The 18,403-nt window shown below is 59.1% G+C and carries 16 protein-coding genes; 7 read left to right on the top strand and 9 right to left on the bottom strand.

Annotation, left to right across the window (positions count from 1 at the left end):
- The first annotated feature begins 15 nt into the window (after positions 1 to 15).
- The gene (locus AB3Y40_RS10965; RefSeq protein WP_369438824.1) at positions 16 to 963 is read left to right on the top strand and encodes a phosphatase PAP2 family protein; all 948 of its coding nucleotides are present in this window, start codon (positions 16 to 18) and stop codon (positions 961 to 963) included.
- A gap of 69 nt (positions 964 to 1,032) precedes the next feature.
- On the top strand, positions 1,033 to 2,400 hold the full coding sequence (locus tag AB3Y40_RS10970; protein ID WP_369438825.1) for an aminotransferase: 1,368 nt from the start codon (positions 1,033 to 1,035) through the stop codon (positions 2,398 to 2,400).
- Between the two features lie 76 nt (positions 2,401 to 2,476).
- Here the strand turns inward: AB3Y40_RS10970 and pcaF are convergent, their stop codons facing one another.
- Genes pcaF through AB3Y40_RS11015 form a run of 9 tightly spaced genes read right to left on the bottom strand, consistent with a single transcriptional unit; the run spans position 2,477 to position 11,575 of the window.
- On the bottom strand, positions 2,477 to 3,676 hold the full coding sequence (pcaF, locus tag AB3Y40_RS10975; protein WP_369438826.1) for a 3-oxoadipyl-CoA thiolase: 1,200 nt from the start codon (positions 3,674 to 3,676) through the stop codon (positions 2,477 to 2,479).
- Positions 3,676 to 4,080: a RidA family protein gene (locus AB3Y40_RS10980; protein WP_369438827.1), complete on the bottom strand. Its 405-nt coding sequence runs from the start codon at positions 4,078 to 4,080 to the stop codon at positions 3,676 to 3,678. Before AB3Y40_RS10980 ends, pcaF begins: the two co-directional genes overlap by 1 nt.
- Positions 4,077 to 4,481 carry an acyl-CoA thioesterase gene (locus AB3Y40_RS10985; protein ID WP_369438828.1) on the bottom strand — a complete coding sequence of 135 codons (405 nt, stop codon included), beginning with the start codon at positions 4,479 to 4,481 and terminating at the stop codon, positions 4,077 to 4,079. Before AB3Y40_RS10985 ends, AB3Y40_RS10980 begins: the two co-directional genes overlap by 4 nt.
- Positions 4,482 to 4,493: 12 nt before the next feature.
- Complete coding sequence (locus tag AB3Y40_RS10990) at positions 4,494 to 6,104, bottom strand: AMP-binding protein (protein WP_369438829.1); 1,611 nt, start codon at positions 6,102 to 6,104, stop codon at positions 4,494 to 4,496.
- A 12-nt stretch (positions 6,105 to 6,116) separates the two neighbouring features.
- Complete coding sequence (locus tag AB3Y40_RS10995; RefSeq protein WP_369438830.1) at positions 6,117 to 7,277, bottom strand: acyl-CoA dehydrogenase family protein; 1,161 nt, start codon at positions 7,275 to 7,277, stop codon at positions 6,117 to 6,119.
- Positions 7,277 to 8,077, bottom strand: coding sequence for an enoyl-CoA hydratase family protein (locus tag AB3Y40_RS11000; protein ID WP_369438831.1), 801 nt, complete (start codon positions 8,075 to 8,077; stop codon positions 7,277 to 7,279). Before AB3Y40_RS11000 ends, AB3Y40_RS10995 begins: the two co-directional genes overlap by 1 nt.
- Positions 8,077 to 8,550: a MarR family winged helix-turn-helix transcriptional regulator gene (locus tag AB3Y40_RS11005; RefSeq protein ID WP_369438832.1), complete on the bottom strand. Its 474-nt coding sequence runs from the start codon at positions 8,548 to 8,550 to the stop codon at positions 8,077 to 8,079. Before AB3Y40_RS11005 ends, AB3Y40_RS11000 begins: the two co-directional genes overlap by 1 nt.
- Positions 8,550 to 9,284: an SDR family NAD(P)-dependent oxidoreductase gene (locus tag AB3Y40_RS11010; RefSeq protein ID WP_369438833.1), complete on the bottom strand. Its 735-nt coding sequence runs from the start codon at positions 9,282 to 9,284 to the stop codon at positions 8,550 to 8,552. Before AB3Y40_RS11010 ends, AB3Y40_RS11005 begins: the two co-directional genes overlap by 1 nt.
- Positions 9,281 to 11,575 (bottom strand): bifunctional salicylyl-CoA 5-hydroxylase/oxidoreductase, encoded by a 2,295-nt coding sequence (locus AB3Y40_RS11015; protein ID WP_369438834.1) that lies wholly within the window; start codon positions 11,573 to 11,575, stop codon positions 9,281 to 9,283. The genes AB3Y40_RS11010 and AB3Y40_RS11015 overlap by 4 nt, the downstream gene beginning before the upstream one ends.
- 138 nt (positions 11,576 to 11,713) lie before the next feature.
- Between AB3Y40_RS11015 and AB3Y40_RS11020 the strand changes: the two genes are divergently transcribed.
- The 5 genes from AB3Y40_RS11020 (at position 11,714) to AB3Y40_RS11040 (ending at position 18,402) form a co-directional block, all read left to right on the top strand.
- On the top strand, positions 11,714 to 12,949 hold the full coding sequence (locus AB3Y40_RS11020) for an acyl-CoA dehydrogenase (protein ID WP_369438835.1): 1,236 nt from the start codon (positions 11,714 to 11,716) through the stop codon (positions 12,947 to 12,949).
- Positions 12,950 to 14,902, top strand: a complete 1,953-nt coding sequence (locus AB3Y40_RS11025) for a 3-hydroxyacyl-CoA dehydrogenase NAD-binding domain-containing protein (protein ID WP_369438836.1) — start codon at positions 12,950 to 12,952, stop codon at positions 14,900 to 14,902.
- Positions 14,903 to 15,041: 139 nt separating this feature from the next.
- A complete protein-coding gene (locus tag AB3Y40_RS11030; RefSeq protein ID WP_369438837.1) occupies positions 15,042 to 15,986 on the top strand; it encodes a tripartite tricarboxylate transporter substrate-binding protein in 945 nt (314 codons plus the stop codon).
- Between the two features lie 62 nt (positions 15,987 to 16,048).
- Entirely contained in the window at positions 16,049 to 17,095 is a 1,047-nt protein-coding gene (locus tag AB3Y40_RS11035) for a M29 family metallopeptidase (protein ID WP_369438838.1), read from the top strand.
- A complete protein-coding gene (locus AB3Y40_RS11040; protein ID WP_369438839.1) occupies positions 17,092 to 18,402 on the top strand; it encodes an acyl-CoA dehydrogenase family protein in 1,311 nt (436 codons plus the stop codon). Before AB3Y40_RS11035 ends, AB3Y40_RS11040 begins: the two co-directional genes overlap by 4 nt.
- Position 18,403 lies beyond the last annotated feature (1 nt).

Raw genomic sequence — 18,403 nt, forward strand, 5'->3', positions numbered from 1 at the left:
ATAGAGGTTTTCAAAATGAGCAGGCTCGACCCCCTTTATCGCCCGGCATTCCTGCCCGGAGAGATCATTTTGCTGGTGCTGACCGCGCTGATTGCAGCTGCGGCCATATTGTCGAGCGTGATTGGCGGGCAACCCGTTGACTGGCTGGGCTTTGCGCCGCCGATGATCGGCGGGATGCTGTTGGTGGTCGTCGGTGCCTTTGTGCGACAAGCGCGCGGGATGGAGCGGCTGGCGCTTTTGCTGATTGGTGTCTCGATCTATCTGACATTTGGCGCCTTTGTCGCCATCTTCATCTTTATGTTCTTCCCGATCACCGGCGTCCCGATTGACCCGGTGTTGATGCAAATTGACGCCACGGTCGGCTATTCTTGGCCCGATGCGGTGCGCTGGCTGGCGCAATATCCATCGCTCGGCAAGGCGCTGGCCTTTGTCTACAACTCTTCGCTTTGGCAGCTTCTGGCGGTGATCGGCCTGCTGGCATTGCTGCGGCGCGAGGCGGATATGCACCGGTTCATCCTGACCGGCGCGCTGGCCTTGCTGGGCACCTTGGGCATCTGGGTCGCAGCGCCCAGCTTTGGTCCTGCGGCGTTTTTCACGGTCGGCCCAGAGGTCGAGGCGGCTGCCAGTCTTGTGGTCAACGAGGCCTATGGCGCACGTCTGATGGACCTGGCGCGCAATGGTGTGGGCATCATCACGCCAGAGACGATCATCGGGTCGATTGCATTCCCGTCCTATCACACGCTGATGATGTGCCTGACGGTATGGTTTGTGCGCAAGACACCGTTCTTCTGGCCTGTGGCGCTGATCAACATCCCGATGGTGCCCGCGATCCTGATCCACGGCGGTCATCACATGATTGACATGGCCGGAGGCGTGGCAATGTTTGCCGCCGCGATGGTCGTGTCCCGCTGGGTGGTGAACCCCGCACGGCGCAGCCCGGCCTTCCGTCACCGCCCGATCTAAGCCACGAAAGACCCATTGCCCGCGCATCTGCGCGCGCCTAACGTGGCTGCAAAGATCAAAGGTGCAGCCATGACAAAACACGCCGCTAACTCCTGGGAAGCCCGCGCTGATGCGCATTCATTCTATGGCTTTACAGACCTGCCCACGGTGGCCGACCGGGGCACAATTGTCCTGACCCACGGCAAGGGGCCTTATGTCTATGACGTGCATGGGCGGTCCTATCTGGACGGAAATTCCGGCCTTTGGAACATGGTGGCGGGCTTTGACCATCCGGGGCTGATTGCCGCCGCCAAGGCGCAATACGACACCTTTCCGGGTTACCACGCTTTCTTTGGCCGCATGTCGGATCAGACGGTGATGCTGTCCGAAAAGCTGGCCGAAGTGTCGCCGTTTGAGCGGGCCAAGGTGTTCTACACCAACTCTGGCTCTGAGGCGAATGACACCATGGTTAAGATGCTGTGGTTTTTGGGCGGGGCCGAGGGCAAGCCTGAGCGGCGCAAGATCCTGACCCGCAAGAACGGCTATCATGGCGTCACGGCGGTCAGCGCCTCGATGACGGGGAAGCCTTACAACGGTGTGTTTGGTCTGCCGCTGGATGGGTTCGTTCATTTGACCTGTCCGCATTACTGGCGTGAGGGGCGCGACGGCGAAAGCGAGGCAGCGTTTACCGCGCGGATGGCGCAAGAGCTGGAAGATGTGATTGCCCGGGAAGGGGCCGACACCATCGCGGGGTTCTTTGCAGAGCCGGTGATGGGCGCAGGCGGCGTGATCCCGCCTTCGGAGGGGTATTTTCAGGCGATCCAACCGATCTTGCGCAAACACGGCATTCCCCTGATCGCCGACGAAGTCATCACCGGCTTTGGCCGCACCGGCAGAACCTGGGGCTGCGAAACCTATGGCTTCATGCCCGATGCGATCATCTCGTCCAAGAACCTCACCGCCGGGTTTTTCCCGATGGGAGCGGTAATTCTTGGCCCTGAACTTGCGGACCGTTTGCAGGCCGCATCCGAAGCGATTGAAGAGTTTCCGCATGGGTTCACAGCCTCTGGTCACCCGGTCGGCTGCGCGATTGCCCTCAAGGCGATCGATGTGGTGATGAACGAGGGGTTGATTGAAAATGTGCAAGCGCTGACCCCGATGTTTGAGGCCGGACTAGCCCGGATCGCAGAAAAAGCCAACATTGGCGAATGGCGCGGCAAGGGTTTGATGGGCGCAGTGGAGGCTGTGAAGGACAAGGACAGCAAGACGCCCTTTGATGGATCGCTGTCGGTGAGCGAACGGATCGCCAATGCCTGCACCGATCAGGGGTTGATCTGCCGCCCGCTGGGTCAGGCGGTCGTGTTGTGCCCCGCGTTCATCATGACCGAGGGGCAGATGGACGAGATGTTCGACAAGTTGAACCGCGCATTGGACGGGGTTTTTGCTCAGGTCGGATGACCTGCGATTGAGGCCCCGATTGGCCGAAGCACGGGGTGAGGTGGTCCGCCCCTTGGCTTTGAGGGATAATGGCTGGCTAGATACGCGCCAACGCCACAGAGACACCTTGCCCAACGCCGACACACATCGTGCAAAGCCCGGTGCTAAGGGCTTTGGCGTGCAGGTGGCGTGCGGCTGATCCGATGATCCGCGCGCCGCTCATGCCAAGTGGATGCCCAAGCGCGATGCCGCCGCCATGCGGATTCACGCGGCCATCATCGGGGATTTCCAACGCGGCAAGGACCGCCAGAACCTGGGCTGCAAAAGCTTCGTTGAGCTCGACGACGTCAAAATCCGTCGGCTTCAGGCCGAGCCGCGCGCAGAGTTTCTGTGTCGCAGGAACAGGGCCAATCCCCATGACGCGCGGCGCAACACCGGCAGAGGCCGCGCCCGTGATCCGCGCCATTGGCGTTAGGTTGTAGTCCCGCACAGCCTGCGCCGAGGCGATCAGCAAGGCGGCGGCACCATCGTTGATTCCAGATGCGTTTCCGGCAGTCACGACGCCATTTTCACGAAACGGCGCAGGCAGATTTGCCAGACGTTCCAAGGTGGTGTCGCGTGGATGTTCATCCGCGCGCACGACAATGGGATCGCCCTTTCGCTGAGGGATTTCGACCGGCGTGATTTCGTCCACAAAGTGACCTGCGGCAATTGCAGCCAGCGCCTTTTGCTGACTCGCAAGCGCAAAGGCGTCCTGTGAGGCGCGGTCAATGCAGAATTCAGCAGCAACGTTTTCGGCGGTTTCGGGCATGGAGTCGATGCCATATTGGGCTTCGATGGTCTTGTTCACGAACCGCCAACCGATTGTTGTGTCATGAATTTCGGCACGCCGCGAAAAGGCGGCGTCGGCTTTGGGCATGACCATTGGCGCGCGGCTCATGCTTTCGACGCCGCCGGCGATGATCAGGTCTGCCTCACCGGCCCTGATAGCCCGCGCACCAGCGATCACGGCATCCATGCCCGACCCGCACAAACGGTTGAGAGTGATGGCCGGAACGCTGACCGGCAGCCCGGCCAGAAGCGTGGCCATACGGGCGACATTGCGATTGTCTTCGCCAGCCTGATTGGCGCAACCCATGTAAACCTCGTCAACGTTTGCCGGATCAAGCTGCGGGCTGCGCGCGATCAAGGACCGCAGCACATGAGCGGCAAGATCGTCGGGTCGTACCGCAGACAAGGCCCCGCCATAGCGTCCAATCGGGGTCCGTTGAAAATCGCAGATGAAGGCCTCTGACATTACTGATCGGATCCAATGAAGGCTGTCGCCTCGATTTCAAGCAAGGCGTCGTCTTCGACCAGCCCTGCCACGATCAACATGGACATCGCTGGGAAATGGCGGCCAAGCACACGGCGGTAGACCTCTCCGACCTCGCGTTGGCGCGCCAGATATTCCTTTTTGTCGATCACGAACCACGTCAGGCGCGTGATGCTTTCCGCTGTGCCGCCTGCCGCTTCGACAATATCCAGAATGTTGCGCAGCGCCTGTTCCATCTGCCCGATGAAATCGTGGCTTTCAAAAACCTGGCGCGCCGTCCAGCCGATCTGCCCACCGATATACAAGGTGCCATCAGGCGCATGCACACCATTGGCATAGCCCTTTGCCGGCGCCCAGCCGATCGGTTGGATGATTTTCGATGTCATGTCGTGCTCCGATGGTACGGTGTGAAAGCTGTTTTCAGGTCGGCGGGCCACGGTGCCGCGCGGCCTGTTTCGTTGATATAGACAAGGGTCGAGGAGCAGGAAAAGCGACACTCACGGCCTGCATGAGCGTCGATTTCGAGCCCAAGGCTGGAGCGTCCGACGCGCGCCACTGCAAGCGTCAAAAGCAATTCATCGCCATGTCGGCTGGGTGCGGAAAAGCGGGTTTCGATCTGCGCTGTGGGCACGCCCGACTGCTTGTGGATGTCCTCAAACGGGAAACCGAGCTTTGCAAAGAACGCCTCGACGCAATCGTTGATCATCTCGAAGTATCGCGGATAGAAAACGATGCCCGCAGGGTCGCAGTGCCGGAACAGCACCTTTTGAGGGAAGGTAAAGACCATCGCGAAGCAGCCCTATGCCTTCAACAAAAATCGCTGAATTTTGCCCGTTTGCGTTTTGGGCAATGCATCGCAGAACTTGATGCTGCGCGGGTATTTATAGGGGGCAATTGTTGCTTTGACATGGTCTTGCAAGAGGCTAGCCGTCTGTGCGTCCGGGGTGCCCTTGGCAAGCACCACATGCGCTTCGACGATCATGCCGCGTTCGTCGTTCGGCACCCCAATGACCGCACATTCGGCCACATGCGGGTGGGACATCAGGGCGGCCTCCACCTCTGGCCCGGCGATGTTGTAGCCCGCGCTGACGATCATGTCGTCATTGCGTGCCGCAAAGTACAAATAGCCGTCTTCGTCCATTGAGAAGGCATCGCCGGTGATGTTCCAGCCGTCCTGCACGTACTTGGATTGGCGATCATCGTTCAAATACCGGCAGCCGGTTGGCCCGCGCACGACCAAACGCCCGACCTCGCCGCGCGGCAGTTCCTGCCCGTCGGCATCAACCACCTTGGCTACGTATCCGGTGAGAGGCCGCCCGGTACAGGCCGGTTTATGATCATCAAACCGGTTGGAGATAAAGATATGGAGCATCTCTGTCGCCCCAATGCCATCGAGCATCGGTTTGCCTGTCTTTTCCATCCAATCCTTGTAGATCGGGGCCGCGAGCGTTTCGCCCGCAGACACAGCCGCCCGCAAACTGGAAAGATCTGCGCCGTCTTCCATCGCGGCCAGCATTGCGCGATATGCGGTGGGTGCGGTGAAACAGACCGTTGCATTATACTTTTGAATGATCTCGATCATGTTTGGCGGCGACGCAGTCTCGAGCAAGGTCGCGGTGGCACCAAACCGAAGCGGGAAGATCGCCAAACCGCCAAGGCCAAACGTAAACGCCAAGGGGGGTGAGCCGACAAAGACGTCATCGGGTGTCACGCCCAGAACCTCTTTGGCGTAGCCATCCGCGATAATCATCAGGTCCCGGTGAAAATGCATCGTCGCCTTGGGCGATCCGGTTGTGCCGGATGTAAACCCCAGCAGCGCGACATCATCGCGGCCTGTCTTGACCGCATCAAATCTGACCGGTTTTTCAAGGGCCAGTTGGTCCAGTTCGGCGTCGTGGTTGGATGTCCCATCAAACGCAACGACCCTTTTCAGGAAGTCGCTGGTCGCCGCACAGCTTTCCATTTCTTCCATCAGGCGGGTATCGCAGAGGGCAAATGCGATTTCGGCCTTGTCAACGATCTGGCCCAATTCCATCGCCCGCAGCATCGGCATGGTGTTCACAACCACCGCGCCCACCTTGGTGCAGGCAAGCCAGCAGGCCACCATCGCAGGGTTGTTGGCAGACCGGATCAACACGCGATTGCCGGGCTTCACGCCCAGATCATCCACCAGCACATGCGCGAGGCGATTTGTCCAATCGCTGAGTTCCTTGAACGTCCGGCGGCGGCCATTGCCAATCAGCGCTGTATTGTCGCCAAGGCCCTTTGCAACCAGAACATCTGTCAGTTCGACCCCGGCGTTCAACTGCTCTGGATACTGGAACCCGTCCAACAGAAAGTCGGGTTGCTGGTCTTGGGGCGGAAGATTGTCGCGGGCGAATGTATCGGTATGGGCGCTGGCGCTAAGCATGATTGGATCCCCCTAAGCTGGCATTTGGCCAAGTGTTTGACGGGCGATGACCACACGCTGAACGTCTGATGCGCCTTCATAGATGCGCAATGCCCTGATTTCGCGGTATAAAGCCTCGACCGTTTCGCCCGAGCGCACTCCGTCGCCACCATGCAGTTGCACGGCTTTGTCGATGACTTTTTGCGCCTGATCGGTGGAAAACAGTTTTGCCATTGCCGCCTCGCGCGTGATGCGCGGCGCGCCGTTGTCCTTGGTCCAGGCGGCGCGGTAGATCAGCAAGGCGCTGGCGTCGATATCGACGGCCATATCCGCAATATGGCCCTGCACCATTTGCAGATCAAACAAGGGCGCACCCTGAACGTGGCGGGTGGTGACGCGGGTCAATGCCTCGTCCAGGGCGCGGCGTGCAAAACCAAGGGCGGCGGCGGCGACGGTGGACCGGAAGACATCCAGAACCGACATGGCGATTTTGAAACCCCAGCCGCTTTGGCCGATCAGCGCGTCCTTGGGCAGACGGCAATCCGCAAAGCGCAAGGTTGCCAAAGGATGCGGCGCGATGGTCTCAAGCCGCTCAACCACCGTCAGGCCGGGCGTATCGGCAGGCACCACAAAGGCCGACAGCCCCTTTGCCCCCGCCCCATCGCCGGTGCGGGCAAAGACCGTGTAGACATCCGCGATCCCGCCGTTGCTGATCCAGGTCTTGTCGCCATTCAGGACGTAGTGATCGCCGTCCAGGGTCGCTGTCATCGTCGCGTTCGCCACGTCCGAGCCTGATTGCGGTTCGGTCAATGCAAAGCCGAAGATCGCCGCACCGCTGCGCACCTTCGGGAGCCAAGCGCGTTTCTGCGCATCTGTCCCAAACAAGGACAAAGCACCGGTGCCAAGGCCCTGCATTGCAAAGGCAAAATCGGCCAGCCCATCATGCCGCGCAAGGGTTTCGCGGATCAAACACAAGCTGCGGACGTCAAGCGGGGCATCCCCGTCTGGATCGACAGCCGCGTGGGACAACCAGCCGGCTTTGCCCAGCGCCGACACAATCGCGCGGCAGGCCGCATCTGTATCGCTGTGGTCGATCTGGGTCATGTTGTCCTTGGCCCAGATGTCCACGGCGGCGGCAAGATCACGGTGGAGATCGTCAAAGAAGGGCCAGTTCAGGAACGTGGTATCAGCCATCAGTCACCTTTGAACACGGGTGTTTCTTTGGCGACGAAGGCGTTGAACGCGCGTTCGAAATCCGCCGTTTGCATGCAGATCGCCTGCGCCTGCGCTTCTGCTTCGATGGCCTGTTCGATCGACATCGACCATTCCTGCGCCAGCATTGTTTTGGTCATCATGTGCCCAAAGTTCGGACCCGCCGCGATGCGCGTGGCCATCTTGTGCGCTTCGCCTGGCAGGTCATCCGCCGGGACCACCTTGTTGAGGAACCCCCATGCGGCACCCTCCTCTGCGGACATGGCGCGGCCCGTGTAGAGCAATTCGGCAGCGCGGCCCTGGCCGATGATCCGGGGCAGAATTGCGCAGGCCCCCATGTCACACCCCGCAAGGCCGACCCGCGTGAACAAAAAGGCCGTCTTTGCCTCTGGCGTTGCAATCCGCAAATCAGAGGCCATCGCGATGATCGCCCCGGCGCCAACGCAGACCCCGTCAATCGCGGCGATCACGGGTTTGCCGCAGTTCACAATTGCCTTGACCAGATCACCGGTCATGCGGGTGAACGCCAACAGCTCTTTCATGGACATTTTCGTGAGCGGCCCGATGATGTCATGCACATCCCCGCCAGAGCTGAAATTCCCACCATTGGATGCAAACACAACTGCGTTCACATCGTCCGCATAGACCAGATCACGAAACCAATCGCGCAACTCGGCATAGCTTTCGAATGTCAGCGGGTTCTTGCGGTCTGGCCGATCCAGGGCCACGGTCGCAATCCCATCCGTGATCTCACATTTGAAGTGTTTGACGTCCGTGCGCATCACGTGTCCTTTTCTGCAAGTGCCGCTTCGAGGCTTTCTAAACGCACCCCGATATCAACGGCTTCGGCGGCGGAAAAATCCGCGAGCATGTCATTGATCCAGGCCTCATGGGCCTGCGCTTGTCGGGCAAATTCTTCGCGGCCGCGTTGTGTCAGCCGCACCAATGACGCCCGCCGATCCCCTGGCACGGCCACCCGCAGCAACAAACCGTCATCGGTCAGGCGGTCCACGATGCCGGTGACATTTCCGTTGGACACACGCAGCACACCGGACAGGGCGCTCATCTTCAGGCCGTCTTCGTACCGCGATAAGGCGGCCATGACGTCAAAGCGGGGCAAGGTCGTCGCAAACTCGTCCCGCAGGTTTTCACGCAAATTGGATTCGATTGACCGGCTTGCTTTCAACAGACGCAGCCAAAGGCGTAGCCGTTCCTTGGACGCAGAATTGTGGGTCACTGGTGACTGTTCCGACATCAGATTTCGCCCCCCGAAAGGCTGAGCGTGTGGCCATTGATCGACCGCGCCGCGTCAGAGCAGAGCCAAAGGGCCGTTCCTGCGACTTCATCGGTCTGAATGAACCGCCGTTGCGGATTGCCTTTGGTCAGGGATTTTGCCGCGTCTTGCGCGCTCATCCCGGTCTTGTCGACGATATTGGCGATGGAGCGTTCGGTCATCGGGGTTTCGATGAAGCCGGGGCAGATGGCGTTCACGGTGATCCCCGTGGATGCAAGTTCAAGGGCCAGCGCGCGGGTCAATCCGATGACGCCATGCTTGGCCGCGCAATAGCCTGCCACATAGGGATAACCCTTGAGGCCAGCGGTCGACGCGATTGCAATCATGCGCCCGTTTTGGGCCGCCTTCATGTCTGGCAAGGCCGCCTGCCAGACGTTGAACACCCCTGCCACGTTGACGTCCATCATCGCCGTCAGATCGGCGGCGGTCATTTTGGCAAACGGAACGCTGTTCGCCGCACCAGCATTGGCGACTACGACGTCAATTGCGCCCTGTGTGTCGCGGGCCGCGTCAAACGCCGCCGCGACCTGAGCCGCGTCCGTCACATCACAGACCCGATAGGGCAAATTCTGTGCCTTGAGCGAGTCTTCGGTCCGGCCCATGATCGTCACGCGATACCCAGCGCGGGCAAAATGACGCGCGGTTTCGGCGCCAACGCCGCTGCCGCCGCCGGTGATAACAACGTGTCCGGTCATACTTTGCCCACCATTTCTGCCTCGCGATCTGCCAGCCGCCATGCCTGGTCGCGGCCAGCCTCGTAAGGTTGCGGCCAGATTTCCTGACGATCCCCAAGTCCGGTGGCTGCGTGCAATGTCCAATAGGGATCGTTCAGATGTGGCCGCGCAAGGCAGACCAGATCAGCGCGGCCCGCCATCAGGATCGAATTGACGTGGTCGGCCTCGTAGATATTGCCGACCGCCATCGTCTTGATGCCCGCCACGTTGCGGATGCGGTCCGAGAACGGCGTCTGGAACATGCGACCATAGACGGGCTGGCTGAGGGTCGAGGTTTGCCCCGCTGACACGTCAATGATGTCCGCGCCCACGGCTTCGAACATCTGCGCGATCTGCACCGCATCTTCGGCGGTGACGCCATCATCACCGGCCCAATCGCTGGCGGAGATGCGGACAGACATTGGTTTTTCCGCGGGCCACACTGCGCGCATGGCGCTGAACACCTCAAGCGGATAGCGCATCCGGTTTTCCAAGCTGCCGCCATAATCGTCTGTCCGGACATTGGACAAAGGCGAGATGAAAGAGGAGATCAGATAGCCGTGCGCTGCGTGCAGTTCGATCATGTCAAAGCCGCTGGCTGCAGCCATTTTTGTGGCCGCGACAAATTCTGCCTTCACCCGCGCCATATCTGCGCTGTCCATCGCCTTGGGCACAGCGTTGTCGTCAGACCAGGCCATCCCAGAGGCCGACAGAAGCGGCCAGTTGCCGGACGTCATAGGCTGGTCCATGCCCTCCCACCCGAGGCGGGTTGACCCCTTGCGGCCTGCGTGGCCGATCTGGCAACAGGTTTTCGCCTGCGTTTCGGCATGGATGAAGTCGTTCAATCGTGTCCACTGGGCCTGATGTTCAGGCGCGTAAAGCCCCGGACAGCCGGGCGTGATCCGGCCATCAGCAGAGACGCAGGTCATTTCGGTATAGACCAATCCCGCGCCGCCCTTGGCACGTTCGCCGTAGTGGATCAGGTGCCAGTCCGTCGGGGCGCCATCCACGGCCTTGTATTGCGCCATTGGTGACACCACGATGCGGTTCTTGAGCGTCATGTCGCGCAGGCTGAACGGCGCGAACATGGGTGCGCGCGCGGGTCCGTTCACCTGAACACCCGCCTGCGCCATGAACCATTCTTCAGCGGCACCCAGCCACACCGGATCGCGTTCGCGCAGGTTTTCGTGGCTGATCCGCTGCGACCGCGTCAACATGGAGTAATTCAGTTGCACCGGATCAAGATGCAGATAGCGTTCCACATCCTCGAACCATTCAACCGAATTGCGCGCGGCAGATTGCAGGCGCAACACCTCAAGCCGGCGACTTTCTTCGTATGTTTCAAAGGCGGTGGCCAAATCTGGTGTCGCGGTGATTTCAGCGGCCAGCGCAATCGCGCTTTCAAGGGCAAGCTTTGTGCCGGACCCGATTGAGAAATGCGCCGTGGCAGAGGCGTCGCCCAGCAGAACCACGTTCTTGTGACTCCAGTTTTCGCACAGAACGCGCGGGAACCTGATCCAGGCGGAGCCGCGAATGTGGTTGGCGTTGGTCATCAAAGGATGACCGCCAAGGTGATCTTTGAAAATCTCTTCGCAGATCGCGATGCTGGCTTTCTGATCCAGATCACCAAAGCCGTATGCATCAAATGTCTCTTGCGCGCATTCGACGATGAATGTCGCGGTGTCGTCGTCAAACTGGTAGGCGTGCGCCCAGACCCAGCCTTTGTCTGTGTCCTCAAAGATGAATGTGAAAGCATCGTCGAACTTCTGATGCGTGCCCAGCCACACGAATTGACAAAGCCGCGTGTCGATGTCCGGTTTGAACACGTCTTCGAACTCTGTCCGGGTTCTGGAATTCAGCCCGTCTGCAGCGACGACAACGTCGTAATCCGCCATTAGGTCAGAGGCCGCAATGTCACCGGATTCAAACCTCAGATCGACGCCAAGGTCGGCGGCGCGGGCATGCAGGACCTGCAACAGCTTTTTGCGCCCGATGCCGCAGAACCCGTGACCGGAGGACACGAGTTTCTGGCCCTGATGGTGAAGAGCGACATCATCCCAATAGGCAAAATGCGCGCGGATTTCCTTGGCGCTGACAGGGTCGTTCGCTTCGAGGTTTGAAAGGGTTTCGTCGGACAGGACCACGCCCCAGCCGAAGGTATCATCGGGCCTGTTCCGCTCGAACACGACAACCTCTGCGGCGGGTCTGCGCAGCTTGACCGAAATCGCGAGATAGAGGCCAGCTGGCCCTCCTCCGAGACATGCAATGCGCATTTGACACCCCTGGATCAAGTTGTTGCTTTTTCACGCTATGAACATCGCTGTTAAATTTCAAGCTCAAATATTTTAGGCTTGAAGTAAATTTCGAACGCGGTAGCGTTGTCTGAAACATCGCTGAATGGTGCGCCGGACATGAACCAAGATACGAACCCCATTGTGACAACAGATCTGGCGCAAGCCCGTAGAAAACCTGCCAAACTGGTTTGGGATGACCCCTTTCTGATCGAAAATCAGCTGTCCGAAGAAGAGCGGATGATTCGGGATGCGGCACATGCTTATTGTCAGGATCGCCTTGCCAGTCGGGTGATGATGGCCAACCGCAACGAGGTGTTTGATCGCGATATCATGTCCGAGATGGGTGAACTTGGGCTGCTTGGCGCGACCATCCCAGAAGCCTTTGGCGGCGTCGGCGCGAACTATGTGTCCTACGGCCTTGTTGCGCGCGAAGTTGAGCGTGTGGACAGCGGATATCGTTCGGCGATGTCCGTGCAAAGCAGCCTCGTGATGCATCCGATCTTTGCATATGGCACGGATGCGCAGCGCAACACGTACCTTCCCAAACTTGCCAGTGGCGCACTTGTGGGGTGTTTTGGCCTGACCGAACCGGACGCAGGGTCTGACCCTGCCGCGATGCTGACACGAGCCAAAAAGGTCGACGGCGGCTACATGATCTCTGGTGCGAAAAACTGGATCACCAACGCGCCTATTGCGGATGTGTTTATCGTTTGGGCCAAGTCAGATGACCATGACAGCAAGATCAAAGGGTTCATCCTTGAAAAAGGTATGAAGGGCCTGCATGCGCCGAAGATCGAAGGCAAATTTTCATTGCGGGCGTCAATTACCGGCATGATCCAGATGGCGGATGTCTTCGTGCCCGACGAAAACCTGCTGCCGCATGTCAGTGGGTTAGCGGGGCCATTCGGGTGTCTGAACCGCGCCCGGTTTGGCATCGCGTGGGGCGCGATGGGGGCGGCGGAGGCCTGTTTTCATGCAGCGCGCAGCTATACGATGGATCGCAAACAGTTCGGCAAGCCCCTGGCCCAAACCCAACTGATCCAGAAAAAGCTGGCCGATATGCAAACCGAAATCGCGCTTGGCCTGCAAGGGGCGCTGCAACTGGGCCGCATGTTCGACGATCACGTGGCCTCTGCCGAAGCGATCAGCCTGATGAAACGCAACAATTGCGGCAAGGCGATTGCGATTGCGCGTGAAGCCCGTGACATGCACGGCGGCAACGGTGTGAGTGATGAATACGGGGTGATCCGCCACGTGATGAACCTTGAAGCGGTCAACACTTATGAAGGCACCCATGATGTGCACGCCTTGATCTTGGGGCGCGGCATCACTGGCCTGCAGGCGTTTTCCTGAATGACTGTCACCGTTACATCCCAAGACGGTGTGGCGGTGGTCACCATCGACAATCCACCCGTGAACGCGACCTCGCAGGCTGTTCGTCAGGGATTGGTCGATGCAAAACGCCAGATCGAAGGCGATGCAACGATCAAGGCGGCGGTCCTTTACTGCGCGGGCCGAACGTTTATCGCGGGCGCGGACATCAGGGAATTTGGCGCACCTGCAAAATTGCCGCACCTGCCGGACGTGGTTTTGGTGTTGGAAGGTGGCACCAAACCCTGGGTTGCAGCAATCCACGGCACAGCACTGGGCGGCGGATTGGAGGTTGCGCTGGGGTGTGACTATCGCATCGCAGTGCCTGCAGCGAAAATGGGTTTGCCAGAGGTCACACTTGGGCTGATCCCCGGCGCTGGCGGCACCGTGCGCCTGACGCGTCTGATCGGGGCAGAAGCCGCGTTGGACATGATGGCCAGTGGCAAGCCGATCTTGGCCGCCCGCGCCCGAAGTCTGGGCCTAATCGACGAGATCAGCGCGTGTGAACTGCTGGAGGATGCCATTGCATTTGCCAAACGTATCGCAAGCCTGCCGCGCCCGGCCCCCATCCTGACACGGATGGCGGATCACGATCCCGCCGCACTGGGCAAGAAGATCGCGGCGATCACTGCAAAGGCCCGCGGGCAGAACAGCCCTGTCGCTGTCTGTCAGTCCATTCGCAATGCGGTGGCGATGTCGGCGCAAGACGCTTTGGAGGCGGAACGCGCCCTGTTTCTGACCTTGAAAGACGATCCGCAATCGCGCGCCTTGCGGCATATCTTCTTTGCGGAGCGGGCCACGGCAAAAATTCCCGCGATTGAGGGTGTCACCCCTGCCCCGCTTCACCAGATTGGCGTGATTGGTGGTGGCACGATGGGCGCGGGTATCGCAGCGGCTTGCCTCTTGGCAGGGTGTGATGTGGTGATGATTGAACGCGACGACGCAGCCCTGACGCTTGGCATGCGCCGCACGAAAGATGTGTTGGCCGACAGTCTGACACGCGGAATAGTCACGCAGGCCAAACACGACGACATGGTTTTGGCGTTCTCTGGGGCCAGCGCATTTGCCGCTGTCGCCAACGCCGATCTGGTAATTGAAGCCGTGTTCGAGGACATGAACGTCAAGACATCCGTGTTTGAAGCGCTTGATAAGGCCTGCAAGCCAAATGCGCTTTTTGCATCCAATACCTCTTATCTGGATATCCATGACATCGCGCGCGGCACGGCTGATCCAAGCCGCGTCATCGGGCTGCATTTCTTTTCGCCCGCGCATATCATGAAGCTGCTGGAACTGGTGATCCCGAAAGTCGCGTCACCTGTTGCGGTGGCAACGGGCGTTGCTTTTGGCAGGCGCCTTGGCAAGATCACCGTGCCTGCGGGCGTGTGTGACGGGTTCATCGGCAACCGGATCATGTCTGCCTATCGGCGCGCCTGTGACCACATGATAGAAGACGGAGCCATGCCCGAGAAGGTTGATGCGGCGATGCGGGCGTTTGGTTTTCCGATGGGGATTTACCAGATGCAGGACCTCGCGGGCCTCGACATTTCATGGGCCATGCGCAAGCGACGCGCGGCGACGCGCGACCCGCACGAACGCTATGTCGCAATCGCTGATCGGCTGTGTGAAATGGGCCGTTTCGGGCGCAAGACGGGGGCAGGATGGTACCGATACGTCGACGGCAAAGCGACAATTGATCCGACCGTCACGGCCCTTATTCTAGAGACAACGAAGACCAAAGGCATTCAGCGAAAGCGCATGACGGAGGACGACATTATGGCGCAAATTCTGGCGACCATGCGCGCCGAAGCCAAAGCGATTCTCCAAGAGGGAATTGCCAAATCCGCACACGACATCGATGTTGTTATGGTTAACGGCTACGGCTTCCCCCGCTGGCGGGGTGGACCGCTGTTCATGGGTCAAGAAGTGGTCAGCTAAAACCGCCCAAAAACAATACTTTACGCCGCATTCTTCGGCATCTCGTTCACGAAATCCATGTCAAAAGCAAAAAAGATTGACATGATGTCACACCATCGAACTTACTAAACCGTATAGTAAAATAAACAGGGAGATAAGAATGAAAACGTTGACATCCACCGCCTATCTGATCGCGGCAACGGTGCTTGCGTCTGCAAGCCCTGCCTTGGCCGAATATCCCGAAAAGCCCGTGTCCTTTGTGGTTCCCTTTCCGCCCGGCGATGTTGAAGACGTGCTGACACGGATGATCGCCGAAGACTTCGAGGCGGCCTATGGAATCCCCGCAGCTGTTGTAAACAAGCCAGGTGGCGGCGGCGGCCCCTTCCCCGGCGCAATCGAAGTCGCGGGTGCACCTGCAGATGGCTACACTATCGGGTCTTTTGTTATGGACGTGCCGCTTGTCGGGCCGCTGATCGGTATTCCACCTTTGAACCCGAACCCGTTCGAGCCTGTTGGCATTTTCGTAGCCTACCCAATGGTCATCGCGACAACGAACGACGCACCCTATCAGACCATGGAAGAACTGGCGGCTTATGCGGCCGACAATTCTGTCGTTCTGGCACATTTTGGACCAGATCTGACACCAACGCAGGTGACCTTTGCCATGGCGTCGCAGATGGGCTTTGAATATGGTGCCGAGGCTGCGTTTGATGCCATTGATTGCAATACCTTCGCATCTGGCGATGCGGATGTCGGCAACACGTCCATCCAATTGTTGCTGCCCTGTCTGGACGACATGACGATCCTTGCAACTTTGACAACTGATCGTCTTCCGATGACGCCAGACAGCCCGACGGTTGGCGAAATCCGGCCCGAGCTTAATCTGGGAATGTGGAACGGTCTGTTCGTCCATGCGGACACACCAGCAGACGTGCGCGAAAAGATCGCAGCCGTCGCAGCCAAGACAATGGCGTCAGATCGCGCCAAGGAGTTCGCGGCGCAAACAGGTGCTGTCGTCTATTGGCAGAACGCCGAAGAAGCTGCTGCTCAGATCGATGCCGACATGGTCGTTATGGGCACGATGGCTGAAATCCTCGGTCAATAATCGAAAAACGGCGTGCGCGCGCCGATGCGCGCGCACCTTGTCCCAATCAGAAAGCTCGGCAGATGATGCAAGAAATCCCAGAGGGAAAGTGGGTCTCTTCGTTCAAGCGCGTGTTCACGCTAAACGGCATAGGGCCCGGCACTCAGGTCGCGATTGTCGCGGAGACACAGTCGCGCCCCGTGCTGGGGCAATTGGCTGGCCTTGCCCTGCATGATCTGGGCGCAGAGTATTCGACGATTGTTCTGCCAACCGCGGCGCAAACCGCACCTGTGCCTGTGAAATCGACCGGAACCAGTGACGCGATCCAGCACAAGCGCCACGTGATCGAGGCGCTGAAACACGTTGAAGTCATTGTCGATGTCACCGTCGAAGGCCTGATCCATGCCGAAGAAATGGCAGAGATCGAACAGGCGGGCACGCGGCTGCTTGTGATCTGCAATGAACACCCCGAAATTCTTGAACGCACCGAGCCGCGCGCAGAGCTTGGCCCCAAGGTCGCGCTTGGTATTCAGATGCTGAACGACGCCTCGGAGATGCGCGTGACCTCGGATGCGGGCACCGATCTGACGATCAACATCAAAGACGCACCTTGCGGCGGCACGCCCGGTTTTTCCACACGCCCCGGCGCGGTTGACCATTGGCCCGGTGGCTTGTGCCTGTGTTTTCCCGGTGAAAACGCTGTGAATGGCACGGTTGTCATGGACGTGGGCGACATGAACCTGACGTTCAAAGACTATTTGCGCAATCAAGTCGCGATGACGGTCGAAAATGACTACGTCACGGACATTCGGGGCGACAACCTCGACGCTGAATTGTTCCGCGAATACCTTGCTGCGTGGGACGACCCCAAGGCCTATGGCTTTTCGCATGTTGGCTGGGGCATGAACCCCGCCGCCCGGTGGGAGAGCCTTGCGCTTTATGACAAGGGCGACATTCAGGCGACCGAATTCCGCGCTTGGGCGGGCAATTTCTTGTGGTCCACAGGTTCAAATCAATACGCAGGCCGTTTCACGCTGGGGCATTTTGACCTGCCGATGCGCGGCTGCACCATTTCACTTGATGGCACGCCGGTTGTCATCAAAGGCAAACTTCAAGGAGATCTGGCATGACCACGTTCCACGACTATTACGACACCGACGGGTTCGCGCCAGAGTTCTTGCGGATGATGGAACTCGCCAATGAGCTTGGCCCGACAATCGCGGAACGCGCCGTACAGGTCGACAAGGACGCGTCTTTCCCCACCGAAAACTACGAAGACTTTGCCAAGCACGGCTTTCTGCGCCTTGTGATCCCGAAAGAGTTTGGCGGTTTCGGGTTCTCACTTGGTCAATATGCAATGATCGGCGCGGAGATCGGCAAATACTGCGGCGCGACGGCCCTGACGTTCAACATGCACACCTCATCCATGATGTGGTCACGATTCATGTATGAGCTTCCCAACCTGACCGATGCAGACCGCGCGGCCTTTGCCCCGCTGCGCGAACGTCAGTTCCGCAATGTTGTCGACAACAACGCGATCTATTCGCAGCCCATTTCCGAAGGTGGCACCAATTGGACATCGAAACCGATCCAGACCAACTGCAAGAAGGTTGATGGCGGATACCTGATCAACGGGTTCAAGAAATTCGCCTCGCTTGCGGGGTATTGTGACTATTACTCTATCGTCTGCACCGAACATTTTGAGGGGGTCGAGCCGCGTCACGAAGATGCGATGAACTTTGCTGTTCACAAGGATTCACCCGGCTTGCAGGTTGTTGGCGAGTGGGATCCGATCGGTATGCGCGGCACACATTCCAAAGACCTGATCCTTAAGGACGTGTTCGTCACGGAAGAAGAGATGATGATGCCGCAGGGTCTGTTCGTGCGCACATTGCCCCATTGGCCGCATATGATGGCCACGCTGACGCCAGCCTATATGGGCGTGGCACAGGGCGCATATGATTACACCGTCAAGTATCTGAGCGGTAAAGTTGACGGGTTGCCGCCGATTGACCGCCGGGTTTATCCGACCAAACGTGCCACCGTCGCGAAGATGTATCAAAAGCTGATCGAGATGCGCACATTGTGGCACACGGCCTTTATGGAAGCGCGCGGCTTCCCGACCAAGGGACAGGTCATGCGACTTTATGCGGCGCAATATGCGGTGATGGAAGGCGTTCAAGAGATGACCGCGCTGGCGATCCGGACCTGTGGTGGTCAATCCATGCTGAAGTCCCTGCCGCTGGAACGCATGTATCGCGATAGCCGTTGCGGCGCGCTGATGCTTCCCTACACCACTGAAATCATGGAAGACTACCTGTCTATGATGACGCTTTATGACATGGACGAAATCGACACCGTTGGCGCAGACCCGGAAGCTGTGCGCGCGCGTGTGTCCATGTGGCGGCCAGCATCACCCGAAGCACCAAAGGCCTAGG

Origin of the sequence: Yoonia sp. R2331 (assembly GCF_041103235.1) — a bacterium.
Taxonomy (GTDB): domain Bacteria; phylum Pseudomonadota; class Alphaproteobacteria; order Rhodobacterales; family Rhodobacteraceae; genus CANMYO01.